The organism is Kosakonia sp. S57 (assembly GCF_016516575.1).
Taxonomy (GTDB): Bacteria; Pseudomonadota; Gammaproteobacteria; order Enterobacterales; family Enterobacteriaceae; genus Kosakonia; species Kosakonia cowanii.
In genome coordinates, this window is sequence record NZ_JACVUL010000013.1 from 79852 (window position 1) to 97947 (window position 18096).

Below are 18096 nucleotides of genomic sequence, written 5' to 3' on the forward strand. Positions count from 1 at the left end.
CCCTTTGACTCCCTTTTTACCTTTTCTGGAAGCACGATGAGCGCACTCTCCCTGATCCAGCCGGATCGCGATCTTTTCTCCTGGCCGCAGTACTGGGCGGCCTGCTTCGGCCCCGCGCCTTTTCTGCCGATGTCGCGCGAAGAGATGGATAAACTCGGCTGGGACAGCTGCGACATCATCCTCGTCACCGGCGACGCCTATGTCGATCACCCGAGCTTCGGCATGGCGATCTGCGGCAGGATGCTGGAAGCGCAGGGCTTTCGCGTCGGCATCATCGCCCAGCCGGACTGGAGCAGCAAAGCGGACTTTATGCGCCTCGGCAAACCGAACCTCTTTTTCGGCGTCACCGCCGGCAATATGGATTCGATGATCAACCGCTACACCGCCGATCGTAAGCTGCGCCATGACGATGCTTATACGCCGGATAACGTGGCCGGTAAGCGCCCGGATCGCGCGACGCTGGTTTATACCCAGCGCTGTAAAGAGGCGTGGAGAGAGGTGCCGGTGATCCTCGGCGGGATCGAGGCCAGCCTGCGCCGCACCGCCCATTATGATTACTGGTCTGATACCGTGCGCCGCTCGGTGTTGGTCGATTCGAAGGCAGATATGCTGATGTTCGGCAACGGCGAGCGCCCGCTGGTGGAAGTCGCGCACCGCCTTGCCGCCGGTGAGCCGATCGGTGAGATCCGCGATGTGCGCAATACGGCGATTATGGTGAAAGAGGCGCTGCCAGGCTGGAGCGGAGTGGACTCCACCCGCCTCGACACGCCGGGGAAGATCGATCCGATCCCCCATCCATACGGCGAAGATCTGCCCTGTGCCGATAACAAACCCGTTGAGCCGCAGGCCGCGAAACGCGTTACCGTGCAGCCGCCGCGCCCGAAGCCGTGGGAAAAGACCTACGTGCTGCTCCCCTCCTACGAGAAGGTGAAAGCGGACAAAGTGCTTTATGCCCATGCGTCGCGCATTTTGCATCACGAAACTAACCCCGGCTGTGCCCGCGCGCTGCTGCAAAAGCATGGCGATCGCTATATCTGGATCAACCCGCCAGCCATTCCGCTCTCCACCGAAGAGATGGACAGCGTCTTTGCGCTGCCTTACCAGCGCGTGCCGCATCCGGCCTATGGCGAGAGCCGTATTCCAGCCTACGACATGATCCGCTTCTCGATTAACATTATGCGCGGCTGTTTCGGCGGCTGCTCCTTCTGCTCCATCACCGAGCATGAAGGGCGCATTATTCAGAGCCGCTCCGAGGATTCGATCATCAATGAGATTGAAGCGATTCGCGACACGGTGCCCGGTTTTACCGGAGTGATCTCCGATCTGGGCGGGCCGACGGCCAATATGTATATGCTGCGCTGCACCTCGCCGCGCGCCGAGCAGACCTGCCGACGCCTCTCCTGTGTCTATCCAGAGATCTGCCCGCATATGGACACCAACCATCAGCCGACCATCGATCTCTACCGGCGTGCCCGCGATCTGCGCGGCATCAAGAAGATCCTGATCGCTTCCGGCGTGCGGTACGATCTGGCGGTGGAAGATCCGCGTTATGTCAAGGAGCTGGCGACGCACCACGTTGGCGGTTATCTGAAGATAGCGCCGGAACATACTGAAGCGGGGCCGCTGTCGAAGATGATGAAGCCGGGCATGGGCAGCTATGACCGCTTTAAGCAGCTTTTCGACACCTACTCGAAGCAGGCAGGGAAAGAGCAGTATCTGATCCCCTACTTTATCTCTGCGCACCCCGGTACGCGTGATGAGGATATGGTGAACCTGGCGCTGTGGCTGAAGCGCCACCGTTTCCGTCTCGATCAGGTGCAGAACTTCTATCCGTCGCCGCTGGCGAACTCGACAACCATGTATTACACCGGCAAAAACCCGCTGTCGAAGATCGATTACAAAAGTGAAGAGGTGGTGGTGCCAAGAGGGGAGAAGCAGCGCCGCCTGCATAAAGCACTGCTGCGCTACCACGATCCGGCCAACTGGCCGCTGCTGCGCCAGGCGCTGGAAGCGATGGGGAAAAAGCACCTGATTGGTTCCCGCCGCGAGTGCCTGGTACCCGCGCCAACGATGGAAGAGATGCGCGAAGCGCGTCGCCAGAGCCGCAGCGCGCGACCGGCATTAACCAAACATACGCCGATGGCGCAGCAGAGGAAAAAAGCGACGCGCTAAGGTGGGCCGGATGACCTTGTAGGCCGGATAAGCGCCAGCGCCATCCGGCAAGGCATGGCGCTGGCATTATGCCGGATGGCGGCTTCGCCTTATCCGGCCTACTTAATTACCGGTCTGCACTCTTTTAACCGCCGAACTGATCCGGGTCTGGACCGAGGCGTTTGCCCTCATCCAGTTTGGCAATTTCGCTCAGTTCATCTTTATCGAGGCGGAAATCCCAGACGTCGAAGTTCTCAACGATGCGCGCAGGGGTGACCGATTTCGGGATCACCACCAGACCGCTGTCGAGATGCCAGCGAATAACGATCTGCGCCGGGGTTTTGCCATATTTATCCGCCAGATCGCGAATGATTTTCTGATCGAAAACGCCTTCGCCACCCTGTGCCAGCGGGCTCCAGGACTCAGTCTGGATCTTGTGCGTCGCGTTCCAGGCATGCAGCTGGCGCTGTTGCAGCAGCGGATGGAGTTCAATCTGGTTAATCACCGGAATGACGCTGGTTTCATCAATCAGCTTTTGCAGATGGTGGGTCTGGAAGTTACAGACGCCGATACTCTTAATCAGCCCCTGCTGCTGCAACTCAATCATCCCTTTCCAGGCCTCGACATAGTGATCGATTGCCGGAACCGGCCAGTGCATCAGATAGAGATCGACATAGTCGAGCTGAAGCTTCTCCAGGCTCTCTTTAAACGCTTCAGCCGGGCGTTTCTGATCGTCATTCCACAGTTTGGTGGTGATGAACAGCTCTTCACGCGGCACGCCCGCGCTGGCTAAGGCTTTACCAACACCCTCTTCGTTCTTGTAAGCCGCAGCGGTATCGATAGAGCGATAACCCACTTCCAGAGCTTTATGGATGGCGGTAACCACTTCCTCGTTGCTCGCTTTCCACACGCCAAGACCCAGTTGCGGCATCAGATTGCCGTCAGCGAGTTTAATCACCGTTGGATGTGTCATGCATTTCTCCTTTCGCTAGGCTTACCGGGACGCGCCCGGTAAGGTGGTTTGCATTAAGTGTGGTCGAAAAACCCAAAAACGAAAGCCGGGGTGGAGAAGCGCTTAGCGCGCGGCTTCGTAGATGCGGCGGCTTACATCCAGCGTAATATCCTGATGCTCGCCCAGCGCCGTCATGCCGTGCTCTTCCAGTTTAGCCAACAGCGCCGGAATGGAGCTGCCATCGAGGCCGTAGCCGGAAAGACGCGTCGGCACGCCCATACGCTCGAAGAAGTCGCGCGTGGCGGTAATTGCCGCGTCAATGCGCTCATCGTCGCTGCCTTCGGTGATATTCCACACGCGTGCGGCGTATTGCAGCAGTTTCTCGCGTTTGGTGTCGCGCTTCTCATTCCACAGCGCAGGCAGTACCACTGCCAGCGTTTGTGCGTGATCCAGCCCGTGCATCGCCGTCAGCTCATGGCCCAGCATATGGGTGGCCCAATCCTGCGGCACGCCCGCGCCAATCAGGCCATTCAGCGCCTGAGTTGCCGCCCACATGACGTTGGCACGCACGTTGTAGTTTTCCTGCTCCTGCAGCGCTTTCGGGCCATCTTCAACCAGCGTAAGCAGAATGCCTTCGGCGAAGCGATCCTGAATTTTGCCATCTACCGGATAAGTGACGTACTGCTCTACAGTATGGACAAAGGCGTCAACAACGCCATTCGCCACCTGACGCGGGGGCAGGGTGTAGGTGTAAACCGGATCGAGCACCGCAAAGACCGGCTGCACGAACGGAGAGTGGAACGCCTGCTTATCACCGGTCGCTTTACGGGAAACCACCGCCCCGGCGTTGGATTCAGATCCGGTGGCCGGCAGCGTCAGCACGGAGCCCATCGGAATGGCGCTTTTGATCTCGCTACCGCGGGTTTGCAGGATATGCCACGGATCGACGCCCTCGGCGTAGTGGGCAGCGGCAGCGATAAATTTGGTGCCATCCAGCACTGAACCACCGCCAACCGCCAGCAGGAAGGTGATCTGCTCATCGCGCACCAGCTGCACCGCTTTCATCAGCGTTTCGTAGGTCGGGTTCGGTTCGATACCGCTGAACTCGCGCACGTCCATGCCGTCCAGCGCGCTGTAAACCTGGTCAAGCACGCCGTTTTTCTTCACGCTGCCGCCGCCATAAGTGATCAGCACGCGGGCGTTGTCAGGGAGTTGCGCGCGCAGTTCAGCAATCGCGCCTTTGCCAAAAAGAATGCGGGTTGGGGTATGCAGATTAAAGTTATTCATTGCTCGTTCCCTTCTGATGAGGTGAAAAAATCTGAGGCGGCAGGCCGCCCGATGCCGATCATTGTGGGCGCGGGGCTGCGCAGGCTCAATGCACATTCCTGCCGATGTCTTGCCTGTTTCTCTATCAGGCTGGAGAAATGTCACAAAAGTTTGCACACTAGAGCCGTTGAAACTGGCCGCCGGAGTGGCAAACCATGAACCGTGAAGCGATCTGCCTGCATCTGACTGAAAAAGTTAAGAGATTGAAAAATAATGAAAATAGATTGAGCGCGCTGCTGCCGGACATCCGTCTGCTCTACGGTACGCAGCCCGGCACCCGGACGCCGGTGATGTACCAGCCGGGGATCGTGTTTCTCTTTTCCGGCCATAAAATCGGGTATATCAACGAGCGCGTCTTTCGCTATGACACCAACGAATATCTGCTGTTAACGGTGCCGCTGCCCTTTGAGTGTGAAACCTTTGCCACGCCGGAGGTGCCGCTGGCGGGTATTCGTCTTAATGTCGACATTTTGCAGTTGCAGGAGCTGCTGATGGATATCGGTGAAGATGAGCATTTTCGCCCGGAGAACGCCGCCAGCGGCATTAACTCGGCGGTGTTATCAGAGGAGATCCTCTGCGCGGCGGAGCGCCTGCTGGATGTGATGGAGCGCCCGCTGGACGCGCGCATTCTGGGCAAACAGATTATCCGCGAGATGCTCTACCATGTGCTGACCGGGCCGCGCGGCGGTGCGTTGCTGGCGCTGGTGAGCCGTCAGACCCACTTCAGCCTGATTAGCCGCGTCTTAAAGCGCATTGAGAGCCAGTACACCGAAAACCTCAGCGTCGACCAGTTAGCGGCGGAAGCAAACATGAGCGTCTCGGCGTTTCACCATAACTTCAAATCGGTGACCAGCACCTCGCCGCTGCAATACCTGAAAACCTACCGGCTGCATAAAGCGCGGATGCTGATGGTGCACGATGGCATGAAAGCGAGCGCGGCAGCGATGCGTGTCGGCTATGAGAGCCCATCGCAGTTCAGCCGCGAATTTAAGCGTTACTTCGGCGTGACGCCGGGGGAGGATTTGGCGCGCATTCGCACCATGCAGGGGGCATAACGGAGGCCCTCTTCGCGCGAAGAGGGCGGTAACTCAGGCGTTGCTGAACTTCTTCTTTAGCACCACGGTGACGGCGCCAATCAGGCCCACCACCAGCAGGAACAGCGGCAGCACCATTAAAAAGGTCATCACCTGATCTTCGTGGCGTTTCACAAATGGGATCATGCTAATGGCGTAACCAAGCGAGATCACCACGCCGACCCACAGCAGCGCGCTCAGCCAGTTGAAGAGCTGAAAGCGGCGGTTCGACAGGCCAGAGATACCTGCCATGGTTGGCAGCAGGGTGCGGATAAAGGCCAGAAAACGCCCGGCCAGCAGCGCCAGCAGGCCGTGACGGTCAAACATGCAGGTGGCGCGCTCGTGATACTTCACCGGCAGCTGCGCCAGCCAGCTTTTCACAATACGCGTATTGCCCAGCCAGCGCCCCTGAACATAGCTCAGCCAGCAGCCGAGGCTGGCGGCGGAGGTGAGGATCAGCAGCGTTGAGACAAAGTCCATGCAGCCGCGCGCAATCAGCGCCCCGGCGAGCAGCAGTAAGCTGTCGCCCGGTAAAAACGAGGCAGGAAGCAGGCCGTTCTCTAAAAAGAGCGTGGCAAACATCACGAGATAGACAACGCCGACAACGTGCGGATCGGCCAGCGCAGCAAAGTCGTGATGCCAGAGCGCAGCAATAATATCTTGAATAACAGCCATGGGCTTTCCTGTGGAACCGCGTAGAGGAGGCTATTGTACTCCACTTCGCTAAAAAGACCTCGATCCGGGGCGCAACAAAGGGAGAATAATCTTACTTTTTACCCCGTTAATCATGGTTTACACGATGCGCTGAAAGCCTGCCACTAAATCACCGATAAGATCATCAACGTTTTCTAAACCAATGTGCAATCGGATCAGCGTGCCGTCGAAGTCGACACGGCCTTCCGGGCGAATAGCGGCGATGTGCTCAGGCTGGTTGGCGAGGATCAGTGATTCAAACCCGCCCCACGAATAGGCCATGCTGAAGAGCGAGAAATTATCGAGATAGTTGGCCAACTCTTCATTGTTTAAACGCTTGTTGAGCACAAAGGAGAAGAGGCCGCTGCTGCCGCTAAAATCCCGCTTCCAGTACTCATGCCCTTTACTGCCCGGCAGCGCCGGATGATTGACCTGCGCCACCTGCGGATGCGCCGCCAGCCACCCGGCGATCTTCAGGCTGCTTTCGTGATGCTGGCGTAAACGCACCCCCAGCGTGCGCAGGCCGCGGCTGGTCATATAGGCGGTATCCGCATCCAGCATCTGCCCCATCAGATAAGCGTTTTCCCGCAACTGCTCCCAACAGCGGGCGTTTGCTACTGCGGTGCCAACCATTGCATCGGAGTGACCAATCAGGTATTTGGTGCCCGCCTGAATGGAGATATCGATATCAAAATCCAGCGCCTTAAACAGCACGCCCGCCGCCCAGGTGTTGTCGATCATAATGATCGCCTCCGGCGCGACGCTGCGCACCGCCTGCACGATGGCGGGAACATCATGCACTTCCATGGTGATGGAGCCGGGCGATTCGAGGAACACCACTCTGGTATTGGGTTGCACCAGTTGCACGATGCTTGAGCCAATCATTGGATCAAACCAGCTGGTGGTAACGCCGAGTTTAGCGAGGATTTTGGTGCTGAAATCTTGCGTCGGTTCGTAGGCGGTATTGGTCATCAATACATGATCGCCCTGTTCGACAAAGGCCAGGATGGTGTTTGCCACCGCCGCCGCGCCGCAGGGGAAGAGCGCGCAACCGGCACCGCCCTCCAGTTCGCACATCGCCTCTTGCAGCGAGAAGTGGGTCAGCGTCCCGCGCCGCCCATAAAAAAGCTCGCCGTTGGCGCGGTTGCGCGTGGCGTGTTTTTTCGCTTCCACCGTTTCGAACACCAGGGAGGAGGCGCGCTGAATCACTGTATTCACCGAACCCTGAGTATACTTTTTGCTCCGCCCGGCGTTTACCAGCGCGGTATCAAGATGTTTCGCCGTCATGTCTGCTCAACCTGTTTTTATACGTCTGGATGTCCAGACTACCATGATTGCGAAATGATGCATCAGAGGCGGTGAATTTTTCTATAAAACCAGCAGACGCGCCGGTTTACTGCGTCAACGCAAGGAAATAGCCGGTTGTGTTGTGCGCTATGTAAATACTAATGAGAACTACTATCAATTCGACGACTTTTTGCTATTATGGCGCAGTGTTTTTTGTGATTTGCGTCCCGGAGAAACAGAGTGGGTAATAATTTGATGCAGACGGATCTTTCCGTATGGGGTATGTATCAGCACGCCGATATCGTGGTGAAAATCGTGATGATCGGTCTGATTCTGGCGTCAGTCGTCACCTGGGCGCTTTTCTTCAGTAAAAGCGTTGAGATCCTCGGGCAAAAGCGCCGTCTCAAGCGTGAACAGCAGCAGTTGGCCGATGCCCGCTCGCTGGATCAGGCGACTGAGATTGCCTCGACATTCCACGCCCGCAGCCTGAGCGCGATGTTGATCAACGAAGCGCAGAATGAGCTGGAGCTCTCCGCAGGCAGCGAAGATAACGAAGGCATTAAAGAGCGCACCGGTTTCCGCCTTGAGCGACGCGTAGCGGCAACGGGCCGTCATATGGGGCGCGGCAACGGTTTCCTCGCCACCATCGGCGCAATTTCGCCCTTTATCGGTCTGTTTGGTACCGTCTGGGGCATCATGAACAGCTTTATCGGCATCGCGCAGACGCAAACCACGAACCTCGCGGTTGTCGCGCCGGGCATCGCTGAAGCGCTGCTGGCAACGGCTATTGGCCTGGTCGCCGCTATCCCGGCGGTCGTGATCTACAACATCTTTGCGCGCATGATCGGTAACTACAAAGCCAACCTCGGCGATGTTGCTGCTCAGGTGCTGCTGCTGCAAAGCCGCGATCTGGATCTGGCCGCCAGCAACGCGCAGCCGGTTCGTACCACCCAGAAATTACGCGTAGGTTGATTGGCTATGGCAATGCGTCTTAATGAAAACCTCGACGATAATGGCGAAATGCACGAAATCAACGTCACGCCGTTTATCGACGTGATGCTGGTGCTGCTGATTATCTTTATGGTGGCAGCGCCGCTTGCTACCGTTGACGTTAAGGTCAATCTGCCTGCCTCTTCCAGCCAGCCGCAGCCGCGCCCGGAAAAACCGATCTACCTCTCCGTTAAGGCAGATAACAGCATGTTTATCGGCAACGATCCGGTAACGGAAGAGACGATGATCAACCAGCTTAACGCGGTGACCGAAGGCAAAAAAGATACCACCATCTTCTTCCGCGCTGATAAGACCGTCGATTACGAGACGATGATGAAAGTGATGGACAGCCTGCACCAGGCGGGCTATCTGAAGATTGGTCTGGTAGGGGAAGAGGTCGCAAAAGCGAAGTAACCCACAAATAAGATAGAAAAAAGCTGGCCGGAGCCAGCTTTTTTTATGCCTGCTTAACTCAGGTGCTCACCACCCGTCACGCCATGCACTTCAGCGGTGACATAGCTCGACTCCTGGCTTGCCAGATAAACATAAACAGGTGCCAGCTCGGCGGGCTGACCGGCGCGTTTAAGCGGCGTCTGCTGGCCAAACTCCGGCAGTTTCTCCTGCGGCTGACCGCCGGAGATCTGCAGCGCGGTCCAGATTGGCCCCGGCGCGACACTGTTCACGCGAATGCCTTTCTCAGCGACCTGTTTCGCCAGCCCGCGGGTGTAGTTGAGAATAGCCGCTTTGGTTGAGGCGTAATCAAGCAGGTGCGTGCTTGGCTGATAAGCCTGAATCGACGAGGTAGTAATAATGCTGCCCCCGCGCGGCATCAGCGGAATCGCCTCCTGGGTGATCCAGAAGAGCGCGAAAACGTTGACCTTATAGGTATAGATAAACTGCTCGCTGCTGAGGTCTGCAATATCCTCAATCGCGGTTTGCGTACCCGCTACCAGCGTCAGCACATCCAGGCCGCCAAGCTGCTCTTTCGCTGTGTGCGGCAGGGAACGGGCAAATTCTTCATCGCTCAAATCGCCCGGGATCAGCACGGCTTTACGCCCGGCTGCTTCAATCTGCTCTTTCACCTGCTGCGCATCTTCCTCTTCGGCAGGAAGATAGTTGATAGCGACATCTGCGCCTTCGCGGGCATAGGCAATCGCCGCTGCGCGACCAATACCGGAGTCGCCGCCGGTCACTAACGCTTTACGACCTTTCAGCCGCCCGCTGCCGACATAGCTCTTTTCACCGCAATCGGGAACCGGTTCCATTTTCGCCTGCACGCCGGGGAAGGGCTGCTTCTGCTTAGGATATTCACCGGTGTAGTACTGGGTGGTCGGATCCTGGATTTTTGTCTGGTCAGTTGCCATTAAGTATCCTCCATATCGGTTGCTTAGACCTTAAGGATAGAAGTTCACGCTGACTTCGCAGGCAAATTCAGGATTTTCTTTATCGCGGAGGGTTACTTCCCTTTGCTGCTCGCTTTGGCAGGCTTTTCTTTCACCGCTACCGCCGCCGCCTGCACCGTCGAGGTGCGGTATACGCCTTCGCTCAGTTTGCGGCTCCAGCGCAGTGTCGCGCTTTCGCGGCTGACCAGGTGCTGATAGTTAGCCTCCAGTCGGCCCATGATCTTTTCGCGCAGTTCAGGGTGCTGCTCGATAATGGCGGCAATGGCTGCACCGTAAATCTCCTCTTTCACCTGCAGGGGGTAGATTTCACGACGGTTTTGCCACTTCAACCGCACCAGTGCCGCCGGGATAGAGACTAAATCCTGGGCAATGCGTTGAATCGTCTCGTTTTTACTCTGCACCAGCGCATCGATATTTTGCTTTAAGATAAATTCGTCGCTTTTGCTTTCGCTGTAATTGATATAGACGTTATTATTTTCAATTTCAGCCACGTTATTCATCCCCAAGTTTATAAAAGATTGGCTCATCTTTTTCGCGGGTAATCAGATTAAGCCAAATCTCATTACCTGCGTCGTTAATAGTTTGCGTCTTATCGGAAATTATTTTGCTCAGAGTCTGAGCATCAATCTCACCTTCGGCTTGCAAATCATTAAGTAAACGCGCAAAGGTTTCAATTTTCACGACCCGGAATAAGCGCTCTTTAATATGGCGATCGTGCTCTTCAAGCAGCATATTACGTGATTGGCCGCTGCGGCTGGCGTTGGCTAATATATTTTGCGCATGCTCAGAAAGTGGGCCAATATCCTGAGGAAAATCAGGCTCTTTTCCCTCTGGTGCTGCCCCGGTTTCAACGGCAGAAAGATGAAAGCGTGCCGGGACAAGGTTCTCGGGAAGCATTTCTATTATCCTTTACTATTTAACAGGGGAGAGAATATTAAGGGGCAGGTTCGTTGACAATATCATGAGGCAATTTTAAAATCAAAAAAAAGGAGTCTACCGATGGACAGTATTTTGTATTCTGTTATTACTTTATTGCTGCTAATGGGCGGCGTTTTATTATTGATGCATGAGTACAATAAAAAGACTCCCCTTAGTGAAATTAATGAGCAAGCACCGCAGTTAACGCCGCTGTCAAAAGAAGAGGGCGAAGATCATTTTTCGACGTTAATGAACGCGATTACCCCGGAGTGGTACTGGCGCGTTAACCATGAATATATCGATTTTTTGCAAGCAACGATTAAGCGCATGAAGATGGCGGAGATAAATAACACGCCCGGTTTATTTGAAGCGCAGCGTCGTTGCAGCGATCTCAATTCCGCCGTGTATAAGTATTACGACAACATTAAAAAACGCTGCGTCAATGGCGAAAAAGTCTCGCCGAGCGATCTGGATGTGCTCAACCTGCGCCAGTGTTTCCATGAGTTCAGCACCGAAGCTTACCCTGCGCTGGTTGTGCTGATTTGGCCGGAGAACCAGCGTCCGTGGGTTAACCCTGCCGAGGTGTAGTTAAGTCAGCCGGAGTGTTGCAAAAGGCTGACGGTGTCAGGCTATACTGAGCGCCGGTTTAGCTATCTGACGAGACACTACGGAACATGGAACGCTTTCTGGAAAACGCAATGTACGCTTCGCGCTGGTTGCTCGCCCCGGTCTACTTTGGCCTCTCTCTTGCTCTCCTGGCGCTGGCCATCAAATTCTTCCAGGAGATTATTCACGTTATCCCTAACATCTTCTCGCTGGCAGAAGCGGATCTGATCCTCACGCTGCTGTCGCTGGTGGATATGACGCTGGTCGGCGGTCTGCTGGTGATGGTGATGTTCTCCGGCTATGAAAATTTTGTTTCGCAGCTGGATATTGGCCCGCACAAAGAGAAGCTGAGCTGGCTGGGGAAAATGGATGCCACCTCGTTAAAAAACAAAGTGGCGGCGTCGATTGTCGCCATCTCGTCGATTCACCTGCTGCGCGTCTTTATGGATGCGAGGAACGTGCCGGATAACAAACTGATGTGGTACGTGATTATCCACCTGACGTTTGTGCTCTCCGCGTTTGTGATGGGCTATCTGGATCGTTTAACCCGCGGCAAGCATTGATTTTTAGTGGATCCTTGGCCGGATAAGCGCAGCGCCCTCCGGCAAACTGCGCCTCCGGCACGTCACTTCTATTTATCCGATGACGCCTGCCACAGGTTCAGCTCCCCGTCGGCCACATGCTTATCAATTTGCGCCAGCTCATCGGCGCTAAAGCTCAGGTTGTTTAACGCCTGCACATTCTCCTCCAGCTGCTCCGGGCGGCTGGCACCAATCAATACCGATGTCACCCGGCTATCTTTTAACAGCCAGCTTAACGCCATTTGCGCCATTGTCTGCCCACGGCGCTCGGCCATCTCATTAAGCAGACGCAGGCTGGCGAGATTGCTCTCGGTCAGCATCTTCTCCGTCAGGCCGCGCACTTTTTTGCCTTCGCGCTGCATGCGCGACCCTTCGGGAATACCGTTGAGATATTTGCCCGTCAGTAGACCCTGCGCCAGCGGCGTAAAGGCGATACAGCCGACGCCGTTCTCCTCAAGCGCGTCTAAAAGCCCAGTGTTGTCGACCCAGCGATTGAGGATGTTGTAGGAGGGTTGATGGATAAGCAGCGGCACTTTCCACTCGCGCAGTAGCGCGGCCATCTGCTGCGTACGCTCTGTCGAATAGGAGGAGATACCAACGTAGAGCGCTTTGCCACTCTGCACCGCCTGCGCGAGCGAGGCAGCGGTCTCCTCCATCGGTGTCTTCTCATCCACGCGGTGGGAATAGAAGATATCGACATAGTCAACGCCCAGACGCTTAAGGCTCTGATCGAGGCTGGCGAGCAGATATTTGCGCGAGCCGCCGGAGCCGTACGGGCCTGGCCACATATCGTAGCCCGCTTTGGTGGAGATAATCAGTTCATCACGGTAGGGAGCAAAATCGTCGCGCAGCAGGCGACCAAAATTCTCCTCCGCGCTGCCGGCGGGCGGGCCGTAGTTATTGGCTAAATCGAAGTGGGTTATTCCCAGATCGAACGCTTTACGCAACAGCGCGCGCTGCGCATCCAGTGCGTTGACGTGACCAAAGCTGTGCCACAAACCGAGCGACAGGGCGGGCAGTTGCAGACCGCTCTTGCCGCAGTAACGATACTGCATCTCTTCATAACGCTGAGGGTTGGCGAAGCCGGGCATGATCTCTCCTCTCGTATCTGACGGTGCCTGATGGTTTTGAAACGACGTTTCTATATTACGTGCGATCCCCTGTCAGCAAAAGCTCCGCTGAGCGGAAGGCAAACAGAGGCCACAAATAATGTTCTGAGTGAGCCTTACACTGCTGCTTAATTCTCTTCATGCGTGGCTTAAATCTACGAAAATTCCTGGAGAGCGAGGGTAAAAAGCCGCAACCCTTTTTCCTGTCAGCATCGCCAAAAGGCGGTGAAATATAAGAATAAGCGATGGTATTGCGCGTCATAAAAATGCTCTTAGCATCGCGGCGGTGAGCCCGCGTGACGGCAGGGCGCATGGTTATTAGGTTTGTACGTTGAGAGCGGCGCGTAAAGCCTTGCGGGCAGGGTTATCAAATAAGCGCCTTAAAACGCATTGTTATTAATTATTGAGAGCTTTTGTGAAGCGGCTTAAATAAATTAAATTCGTCGGGAGTTGTTTGTTTTTCGTTATTAATAATTTTATAAAATTATGGTTTTTAATATTTAAAGCAAACAAGGCTTTATTTCCATACCGATAAATTCAAAACCTGCCAGTAATCCCCTTTATTCTTGTTTTTCATTTTATGTCTTCTAAATCAATCCCTTATGTTTATTGTGTGCGCGCGTTTGCGCAACAAAAAGTTAGCAGAATAACCATTTAACAGGTGACAAAATGTGTGATAGCCATAAAAAAAGCAGGCCTCTTTTTTACATAAATATTTTAAACCGACCATACAACTTCCCAAACGCGTGCCGATAAAAGTGATAACTCTCGCCCGCAGGCGAGGGGCTACCTTCACCGCAAGGATTAAAATTATGAATATGCTTCGTAACTTCACTATACGCGCCGTGTTGCTGGTGATCCTCGGGATCTTCGGCGTGCTGTGGTCTGGCGTCGGTCTGTATAGCGTTTCTTCTTTGTCAAAAGTTGCCGACGGTAATGAAGTCGACCGCCAGCTGGTAACGCAAATGACGCTTCTGAGCCAGGGCAATGATCAATACTTTCGCTTTGTGACACGGCTGAGCCGCGTGATGGAGGCCAAAGCGGCGGGGGGAACGCCGGACATGGCACCCGCGCAGCAGGCGCTGGATAACATGGCAAAACGCCTTGCCGACTTCAAAGCCGTTTCGCCAGGGCCGATGGATCCGAAAGTCTCTGAACAGGTGATCGCTGGCTGGCAGGCGCTGCTGGAGCAGGGCGTTAACCCGCAGATGCAGCTGGCGCAGCAGGGTTCACCGGAAGCCTACCGTGCACAGGCCAATAACGTTACGCCTGGTCTGAGCCGCAACTTTGGCGTCGCGACCGAGAGCTTCAATAAAGCCGCTGGCGTGATGCTGGATGAGACCCGCGTCATGGTCGATCACCAGACCAGCACCACCCGCGCAGCGATCATCGTTGCAATGGTGCTGGGCCTGCTGATCCTGCTGTTTACGGATCGCTACCTGGTGACCATGCTGGTCAAACCGCTGAACCGTATTCGCGCGCACTTCAAACTGATGGCGCAGGGCGATCTCAGCCAGCCGCTGGAAGATATGGGGCGCAACTGCGTAGGCCAGGTGATCCCACTGCTGTTAGCGATGCAGGATAGCCTGCGTGAAGCGGTAAGCAGTATCCGCCACGGCAGTGAAAACATCTGGCGCGGCGCAACCGAGATCTCCACCGGCAATAACGACCTCTCCTCGCGTACCGAAGAGCAGGCCGCCGCGCTGGAAGAGACCGCCGCCAGCATGGAGGAGTTAACCGCCACGGTGAAACTGAACGCCGATAACGCCAGCCAGGCGAGCGAGCTGGCGGAAGTCGCCTCGGTCACCGCCAGCAAAGGCGGCGCGCTGGTGAAAGAGGTGATCACCACGATGGACGGTATCTCCGGCAGTTCGAAGAAGATTGCCGAAATCACCACCGTGATTAACAGCATCGCTTTCCAGACCAATATTCTCGCCCTTAACGCGGCGGTAGAAGCGGCGCGTGCCGGTGAACAGGGCCGTGGGTTTGCGGTGGTGGCCGGCGAAGTGCGTAACCTCGCCAGCCGCAGCGCGGGCGCGGCAAAAGAGATCGAAACCCTGATTGCCGACTCCGTCTCGCGCGTCGAGAAAGGGGCGAAGCTGGTTAACGACACCGGTACCACGATGGAAGGTATTCTGCGCGCCGTGCGTGAAGTGACCACCATCATGAAAGAGATTGCCGCCGCCTCTGCTGAGCAGAGCAAAGGGATCTCACAGGTGGGCGTCGCTATCACGCAGATGGATAACGTTACCCAGCAGAACGCCTCGCTGGTTGAGCAGGTGTCGGCTGCCGCCGCTGCGCTGGAGCGTCAGACCGAAGAGCTGCAACGTTCCGTGCAGCAGTTCCGTTTGACCAGTGAAGAGGAGCATAAACCCACCGCTGCCAAACTGGTGAAACCCGATATGAGCCGTGGCACTGCCCGCAAACCCGGCGCATCGTCCGATGAGTGGGTCGCGTTCTAATCCCGTAACAGCGCGCCTCAGGGATGGGGCGCGTCGGTGATCATCTGCGTCACCAACGAAAGGTTACCGATGCTGGCTTCGCTGGCACGGTAAAACTTGCTCTTATCAATCAGTAACAGCGACTGCTGCGCCCGGCGCAGCAGTGCCGATTTAAACGCCGCGTTATGCCGTGTGGAATCCCACATCTCACCGTTGCCATCAATCCCCTCGCAGGAAAAGATAAACAGATCGATCTCCAGCGATTTAAGCAGGCTGGCGAGTGCCGGATTGACGTAGCAGCGCTCACCGCGCGCCAGCCGACCGCCGGAGCAGATAAGCTCGCTATGCTGGCGACGGGCCATCACTTCGCATACCGGCAAACTGTTGGTAAACACCGTCAGCGGAATATCCGGAAGTTGCCGCGCCAGGTGAAAGCAGGTTGAGCTGGCATCGAGCGCCAGTGTCATGCCGGCTTCCACCCAGTTCAGCGCATGACGAGCGATATCGGCTTTATCCGCATAGTGGCTTTTTAGGCGAGCACGAAAGGGTTCGCTGCCGTCCGCCAGCGTGCGTGCGCGACCGTGTCGGCGAATGATTTTGCCCTGCATCTGCAGGGCGTTGAGATCGCGGCGAATGGTCTCCACGCTGACGGCAAGCTCAGCGGCGAGCGCCGCGGTAGTGACCGACTGCTGGCTCTTCAGAAGCTGCACAATCGCCTGCTGGCGTGCCGTCTTTATCATTCCCTTACGCGCCGCGTTTATCTTCGGTTTGCGTATCGAAGTCGCTGGCGTCGTGGCGCTCATGCAGTTGTTCATTCGCCGGGCCGAAGGTGCGGTTAACCATGCGGCCGCGCTTCACTGCCGGACGTTCAGCGATCGCTTTCGCCCAGCGCTGGACGTTTTTGTAGCTGCCCGCGTCAAGGAACTCCGCCGCATCATAGACATTGCCCAGCACCACGTTGCCGTACCATGGCCAGATCGCCATATCGGCAATGGTGTACTCATCGCCTGCGACAAACTGATGTTCCGCCAGTTGCTTATCCAGCACGTCGAGCTGACGCTTGGCCTCCATGGTGAAGCGGTTGATAGCGTATTCGATCTTCACTGGCGCATAGCTGTAGAAGTGACCAAAGCCGCCGCCGAGGAACGGCGCGGAGCCCTGCAACCAGAAGAGCCAGTTCAGCGTTTCGGTGCGTGCGGCGAGATCGCGCGGCAGGAAGTGACCAAACTTCTCTGCCAGATAGAGCAGGATATTGCCCGACTCAAACACGCGGGTCGGCGGGGTGGTACTGTGGTCGCGCAGCGCCGGGATTTTCGAGTTCGGGTTCACCTCGACGAAACCGCTGGAGAATTGATCCCCTTCACCGATGCGGATCAGCCACGCGTCATACTCCGCTTCAGAGACGCCTTTCGCCAGCAACTCTTCCAGCATAATCGTCACTTTCTGGCCGTTCGGCGTACCGAGGGAGTAGAGCTGCAACGGATGTTTGCCCGTCGGCAGCGCCTTTTCATGGGTGGCACCGGAAACCGGGCGGTTGATATTGGCAAACGCGCCGCCGCCGGATTGATCCCATGTCCACACCTTCGGGGGTTGATAGTTGTCTGACATAGCGTTTCCCTCTCTGTGATGTTTGATGTTGTCGGGCTACATGCCTTGCAGTGTAGCAGTCGCCTTTCGCGAGGATACACCACAATCCGGGCGGAAAAGAGTGGCCATTATTGTGGTTATCGGCCGCGCTATCTTTCACTGGTTGTCTGCAAAAGTTTTATTTAAATGCACTGACTTAAAATCGATTCATTATTATTTCGTCTCTTTAAGTAAAATTTCTATTGTATTAAATAAGTCATTTCTTATTTTTAAAATGTCTATAATTAAGCTACTGTTACCATTATTTCTTATTAATTTGTTTTCTCAGGCTGACGATAAACGTTATAGGGATATTTTTTTCGACTCACCCTGGAAGAGTCATCAGCTCATTATCTGTTAACTACACGCGGAGAGAATTATGCAGGAAATTCAGGCTATTCAGGCAAGCCCTCCGCTTGCCAACACACACGAGCACGCCACCCATAAAGCGGCGATGACCCCCTCTACAGAGAATGTCAAAGAGGCTCACACCTATCAGGATGAGAGCATAAAAGTGACCCTTTCCAGCAAAGCGGAGAGCCATAAAGAGAGCAAAGAGGTAAAAGCCGAAGAGCCGGTACGTCAAAAGAAAAGAGCGGAAAATCAAGAGATTGATTATGCCCTTGAGATGTCCGGTATTCCCCAATTCGGCGGGCGACTGGTCACCGTAGTAAAATATCCCGATGGGCGAACCGAAATGGTTGATGCCTTTACCGGGAGGAAAGTGACGCAGGAGCAGTTAGCGCGTGCCCAGGAGCTTGAGGCACTTAACAAAACGGCTCAGCAGAGCAAAATAAAACAGGCGCAGCAGGTTGCACCCGGCGAATCTACCCCGACGGATATGCAATAACGCTTCGCCGTTTTAATTAATATATTTTATATTCTCAGTGAGTTAATTAAGAAATAACTCAAAAAAATTATTCTATTTGGCTTAAGGTAA

At 55.4% G+C, this 18096-nt stretch carries 18 protein-coding genes; 8 read left to right on the forward strand and 10 right to left on the reverse strand.

What is annotated here, in order from left to right; genetic code table 11:
- Nucleotides 1–36: 36 nt before the first annotated feature.
- Nucleotides 37–2172 carry a YgiQ family radical SAM protein gene (locus IAE48_RS14160; protein WP_200134769.1) on the forward strand — a complete coding sequence of 712 codons (2136 nt, stop codon included), beginning with the start codon at nt 37–39 and terminating at the stop codon, nt 2170–2172.
- A 124-nt stretch (nt 2173–2296) separates the two neighbouring features.
- Here the strand turns inward: IAE48_RS14160 and dkgA are convergent, their stop codons facing one another.
- Both dkgA and yqhD read right to left on the reverse strand, forming a co-directional pair.
- Nucleotides 2297–3124: a 2,5-didehydrogluconate reductase DkgA gene (gene dkgA / locus IAE48_RS14165; RefSeq protein ID WP_042718007.1), complete on the reverse strand. Its 828-nt coding sequence runs from the start codon at nt 3122–3124 to the stop codon at nt 2297–2299.
- 102 nt (nt 3125–3226) lie between these two features.
- Nucleotides 3227–4390, reverse strand: a complete 1164-nt coding sequence (yqhD, locus tag IAE48_RS14170; RefSeq protein ID WP_200134770.1) for an alcohol dehydrogenase — start codon at nt 4388–4390, stop codon at nt 3227–3229.
- Nucleotides 4391–4584: 194 nt separating this feature from the next.
- Here yqhD and IAE48_RS14175 point away from each other — a divergent pair, with 194 nt between their 5' ends.
- Nucleotides 4585–5484, forward strand: coding sequence for an AraC family transcriptional regulator (locus IAE48_RS14175; protein ID WP_023480896.1), 900 nt, complete (start codon nt 4585–4587; stop codon nt 5482–5484).
- Between the two features lie 33 nt (nt 5485–5517).
- Here the strand turns inward: IAE48_RS14175 and IAE48_RS14180 are convergent, their stop codons facing one another.
- Both IAE48_RS14180 and metC read right to left on the reverse strand, forming a co-directional pair.
- Nucleotides 5518–6177: a DedA family protein gene (locus tag IAE48_RS14180; protein ID WP_042718012.1), complete on the reverse strand. Its 660-nt coding sequence runs from the start codon at nt 6175–6177 to the stop codon at nt 5518–5520.
- A 117-nt stretch (nt 6178–6294) separates the two neighbouring features.
- Entirely contained in the window at nt 6295–7482 is a 1188-nt protein-coding gene (gene metC, locus IAE48_RS14185) for a cystathionine beta-lyase (RefSeq protein ID WP_200134771.1), read from the reverse strand.
- Nucleotides 7483–7722: 240 nt separating this feature from the next.
- On the opposite strand from metC, the gene exbB reads away from it, so the two are divergent.
- Both exbB and exbD read left to right on the forward strand, forming a co-directional pair.
- Nucleotides 7723–8454 carry a tol-pal system-associated acyl-CoA thioesterase gene (exbB, locus tag IAE48_RS14190; RefSeq protein WP_023480942.1) on the forward strand — a complete coding sequence of 244 codons (732 nt, stop codon included), beginning with the start codon at nt 7723–7725 and terminating at the stop codon, nt 8452–8454.
- A 6-nt stretch (nt 8455–8460) separates the two neighbouring features.
- Nucleotides 8461–8886 carry a TonB system transport protein ExbD gene (exbD, locus tag IAE48_RS14195; protein WP_042718016.1) on the forward strand — a complete coding sequence of 142 codons (426 nt, stop codon included), beginning with the start codon at nt 8461–8463 and terminating at the stop codon, nt 8884–8886.
- A 53-nt stretch (nt 8887–8939) separates the two neighbouring features.
- On the opposite strand, the gene IAE48_RS14200 is transcribed toward exbD, so the two are convergent.
- The 3 genes from IAE48_RS14200 to IAE48_RS14210 all read right to left on the reverse strand — a co-directional run bounded on the left by IAE48_RS14200 (nt 8940) and on the right by IAE48_RS14210 (nt 10772).
- Nucleotides 8940–9836, reverse strand: a complete 897-nt coding sequence (locus tag IAE48_RS14200) for an SDR family oxidoreductase (RefSeq protein ID WP_076769217.1) — start codon at nt 9834–9836, stop codon at nt 8940–8942.
- Between the two features lie 92 nt (nt 9837–9928).
- Nucleotides 9929–10366, reverse strand: coding sequence for a cytoplasmic protein (locus IAE48_RS14205; protein WP_370569027.1), 438 nt, complete (start codon nt 10364–10366; stop codon nt 9929–9931).
- A gap of 1 nt (nt 10367) precedes the next feature.
- Nucleotides 10368–10772 (reverse strand): hypothetical protein, encoded by a 405-nt coding sequence (locus tag IAE48_RS14210; protein WP_094422107.1) that lies wholly within the window; start codon nt 10770–10772, stop codon nt 10368–10370.
- Between the two features lie 102 nt (nt 10773–10874).
- On the opposite strand from IAE48_RS14210, the gene IAE48_RS14215 reads away from it, so the two are divergent.
- Together IAE48_RS14215 and IAE48_RS14220 are read left to right on the forward strand one after the other, a co-directional pair.
- On the forward strand, nt 10875–11381 hold the full coding sequence (locus IAE48_RS14215; protein ID WP_200134773.1) for an ESA_00282 family adhesion-associated protein: 507 nt from the start codon (nt 10875–10877) through the stop codon (nt 11379–11381).
- 86 nt (nt 11382–11467) lie between these two features.
- The gene (locus tag IAE48_RS14220) at nt 11468–11962 is read left to right on the forward strand and encodes a TIGR00645 family protein (RefSeq protein ID WP_023480998.1); all 495 of its coding nucleotides are present in this window, start codon (nt 11468–11470) and stop codon (nt 11960–11962) included.
- 68 nt (nt 11963–12030) lie between these two features.
- On the opposite strand, the gene IAE48_RS14225 is transcribed toward IAE48_RS14220, so the two are convergent.
- Nucleotides 12031–13071 carry an aldo/keto reductase gene (locus IAE48_RS14225; protein ID WP_200134774.1) on the reverse strand — a complete coding sequence of 347 codons (1041 nt, stop codon included), beginning with the start codon at nt 13069–13071 and terminating at the stop codon, nt 12031–12033.
- A gap of 830 nt (nt 13072–13901) precedes the next feature.
- On the opposite strand from IAE48_RS14225, the gene IAE48_RS14230 reads away from it, so the two are divergent.
- Nucleotides 13902–15551 (forward strand): methyl-accepting chemotaxis protein, encoded by a 1650-nt coding sequence (locus tag IAE48_RS14230; protein ID WP_200134775.1) that lies wholly within the window; start codon nt 13902–13904, stop codon nt 15549–15551.
- A gap of 17 nt (nt 15552–15568) precedes the next feature.
- On the opposite strand, the gene fucR is transcribed toward IAE48_RS14230, so the two are convergent.
- Both fucR and yghU read right to left on the reverse strand, forming a co-directional pair.
- Nucleotides 15569–16267 carry an L-fucose operon activator gene (gene fucR / locus IAE48_RS14235; RefSeq protein ID WP_042718075.1) on the reverse strand — a complete coding sequence of 233 codons (699 nt, stop codon included), beginning with the start codon at nt 16265–16267 and terminating at the stop codon, nt 15569–15571.
- 7 nt (nt 16268–16274) lie between these two features.
- A complete protein-coding gene (gene yghU / locus IAE48_RS14240) occupies nt 16275–17138 on the reverse strand; it encodes a glutathione-dependent disulfide-bond oxidoreductase (protein ID WP_054803388.1) in 864 nt (287 codons plus the stop codon).
- Between the two features lie 397 nt (nt 17139–17535).
- Between yghU and IAE48_RS14245 the strand changes: the two genes are divergently transcribed.
- Nucleotides 17536–18006: a hypothetical protein gene (locus IAE48_RS14245; RefSeq protein ID WP_200134776.1), complete on the forward strand. Its 471-nt coding sequence runs from the start codon at nt 17536–17538 to the stop codon at nt 18004–18006.
- The last annotated feature ends 90 nt before the right edge of the window (nt 18007–18096 follow it).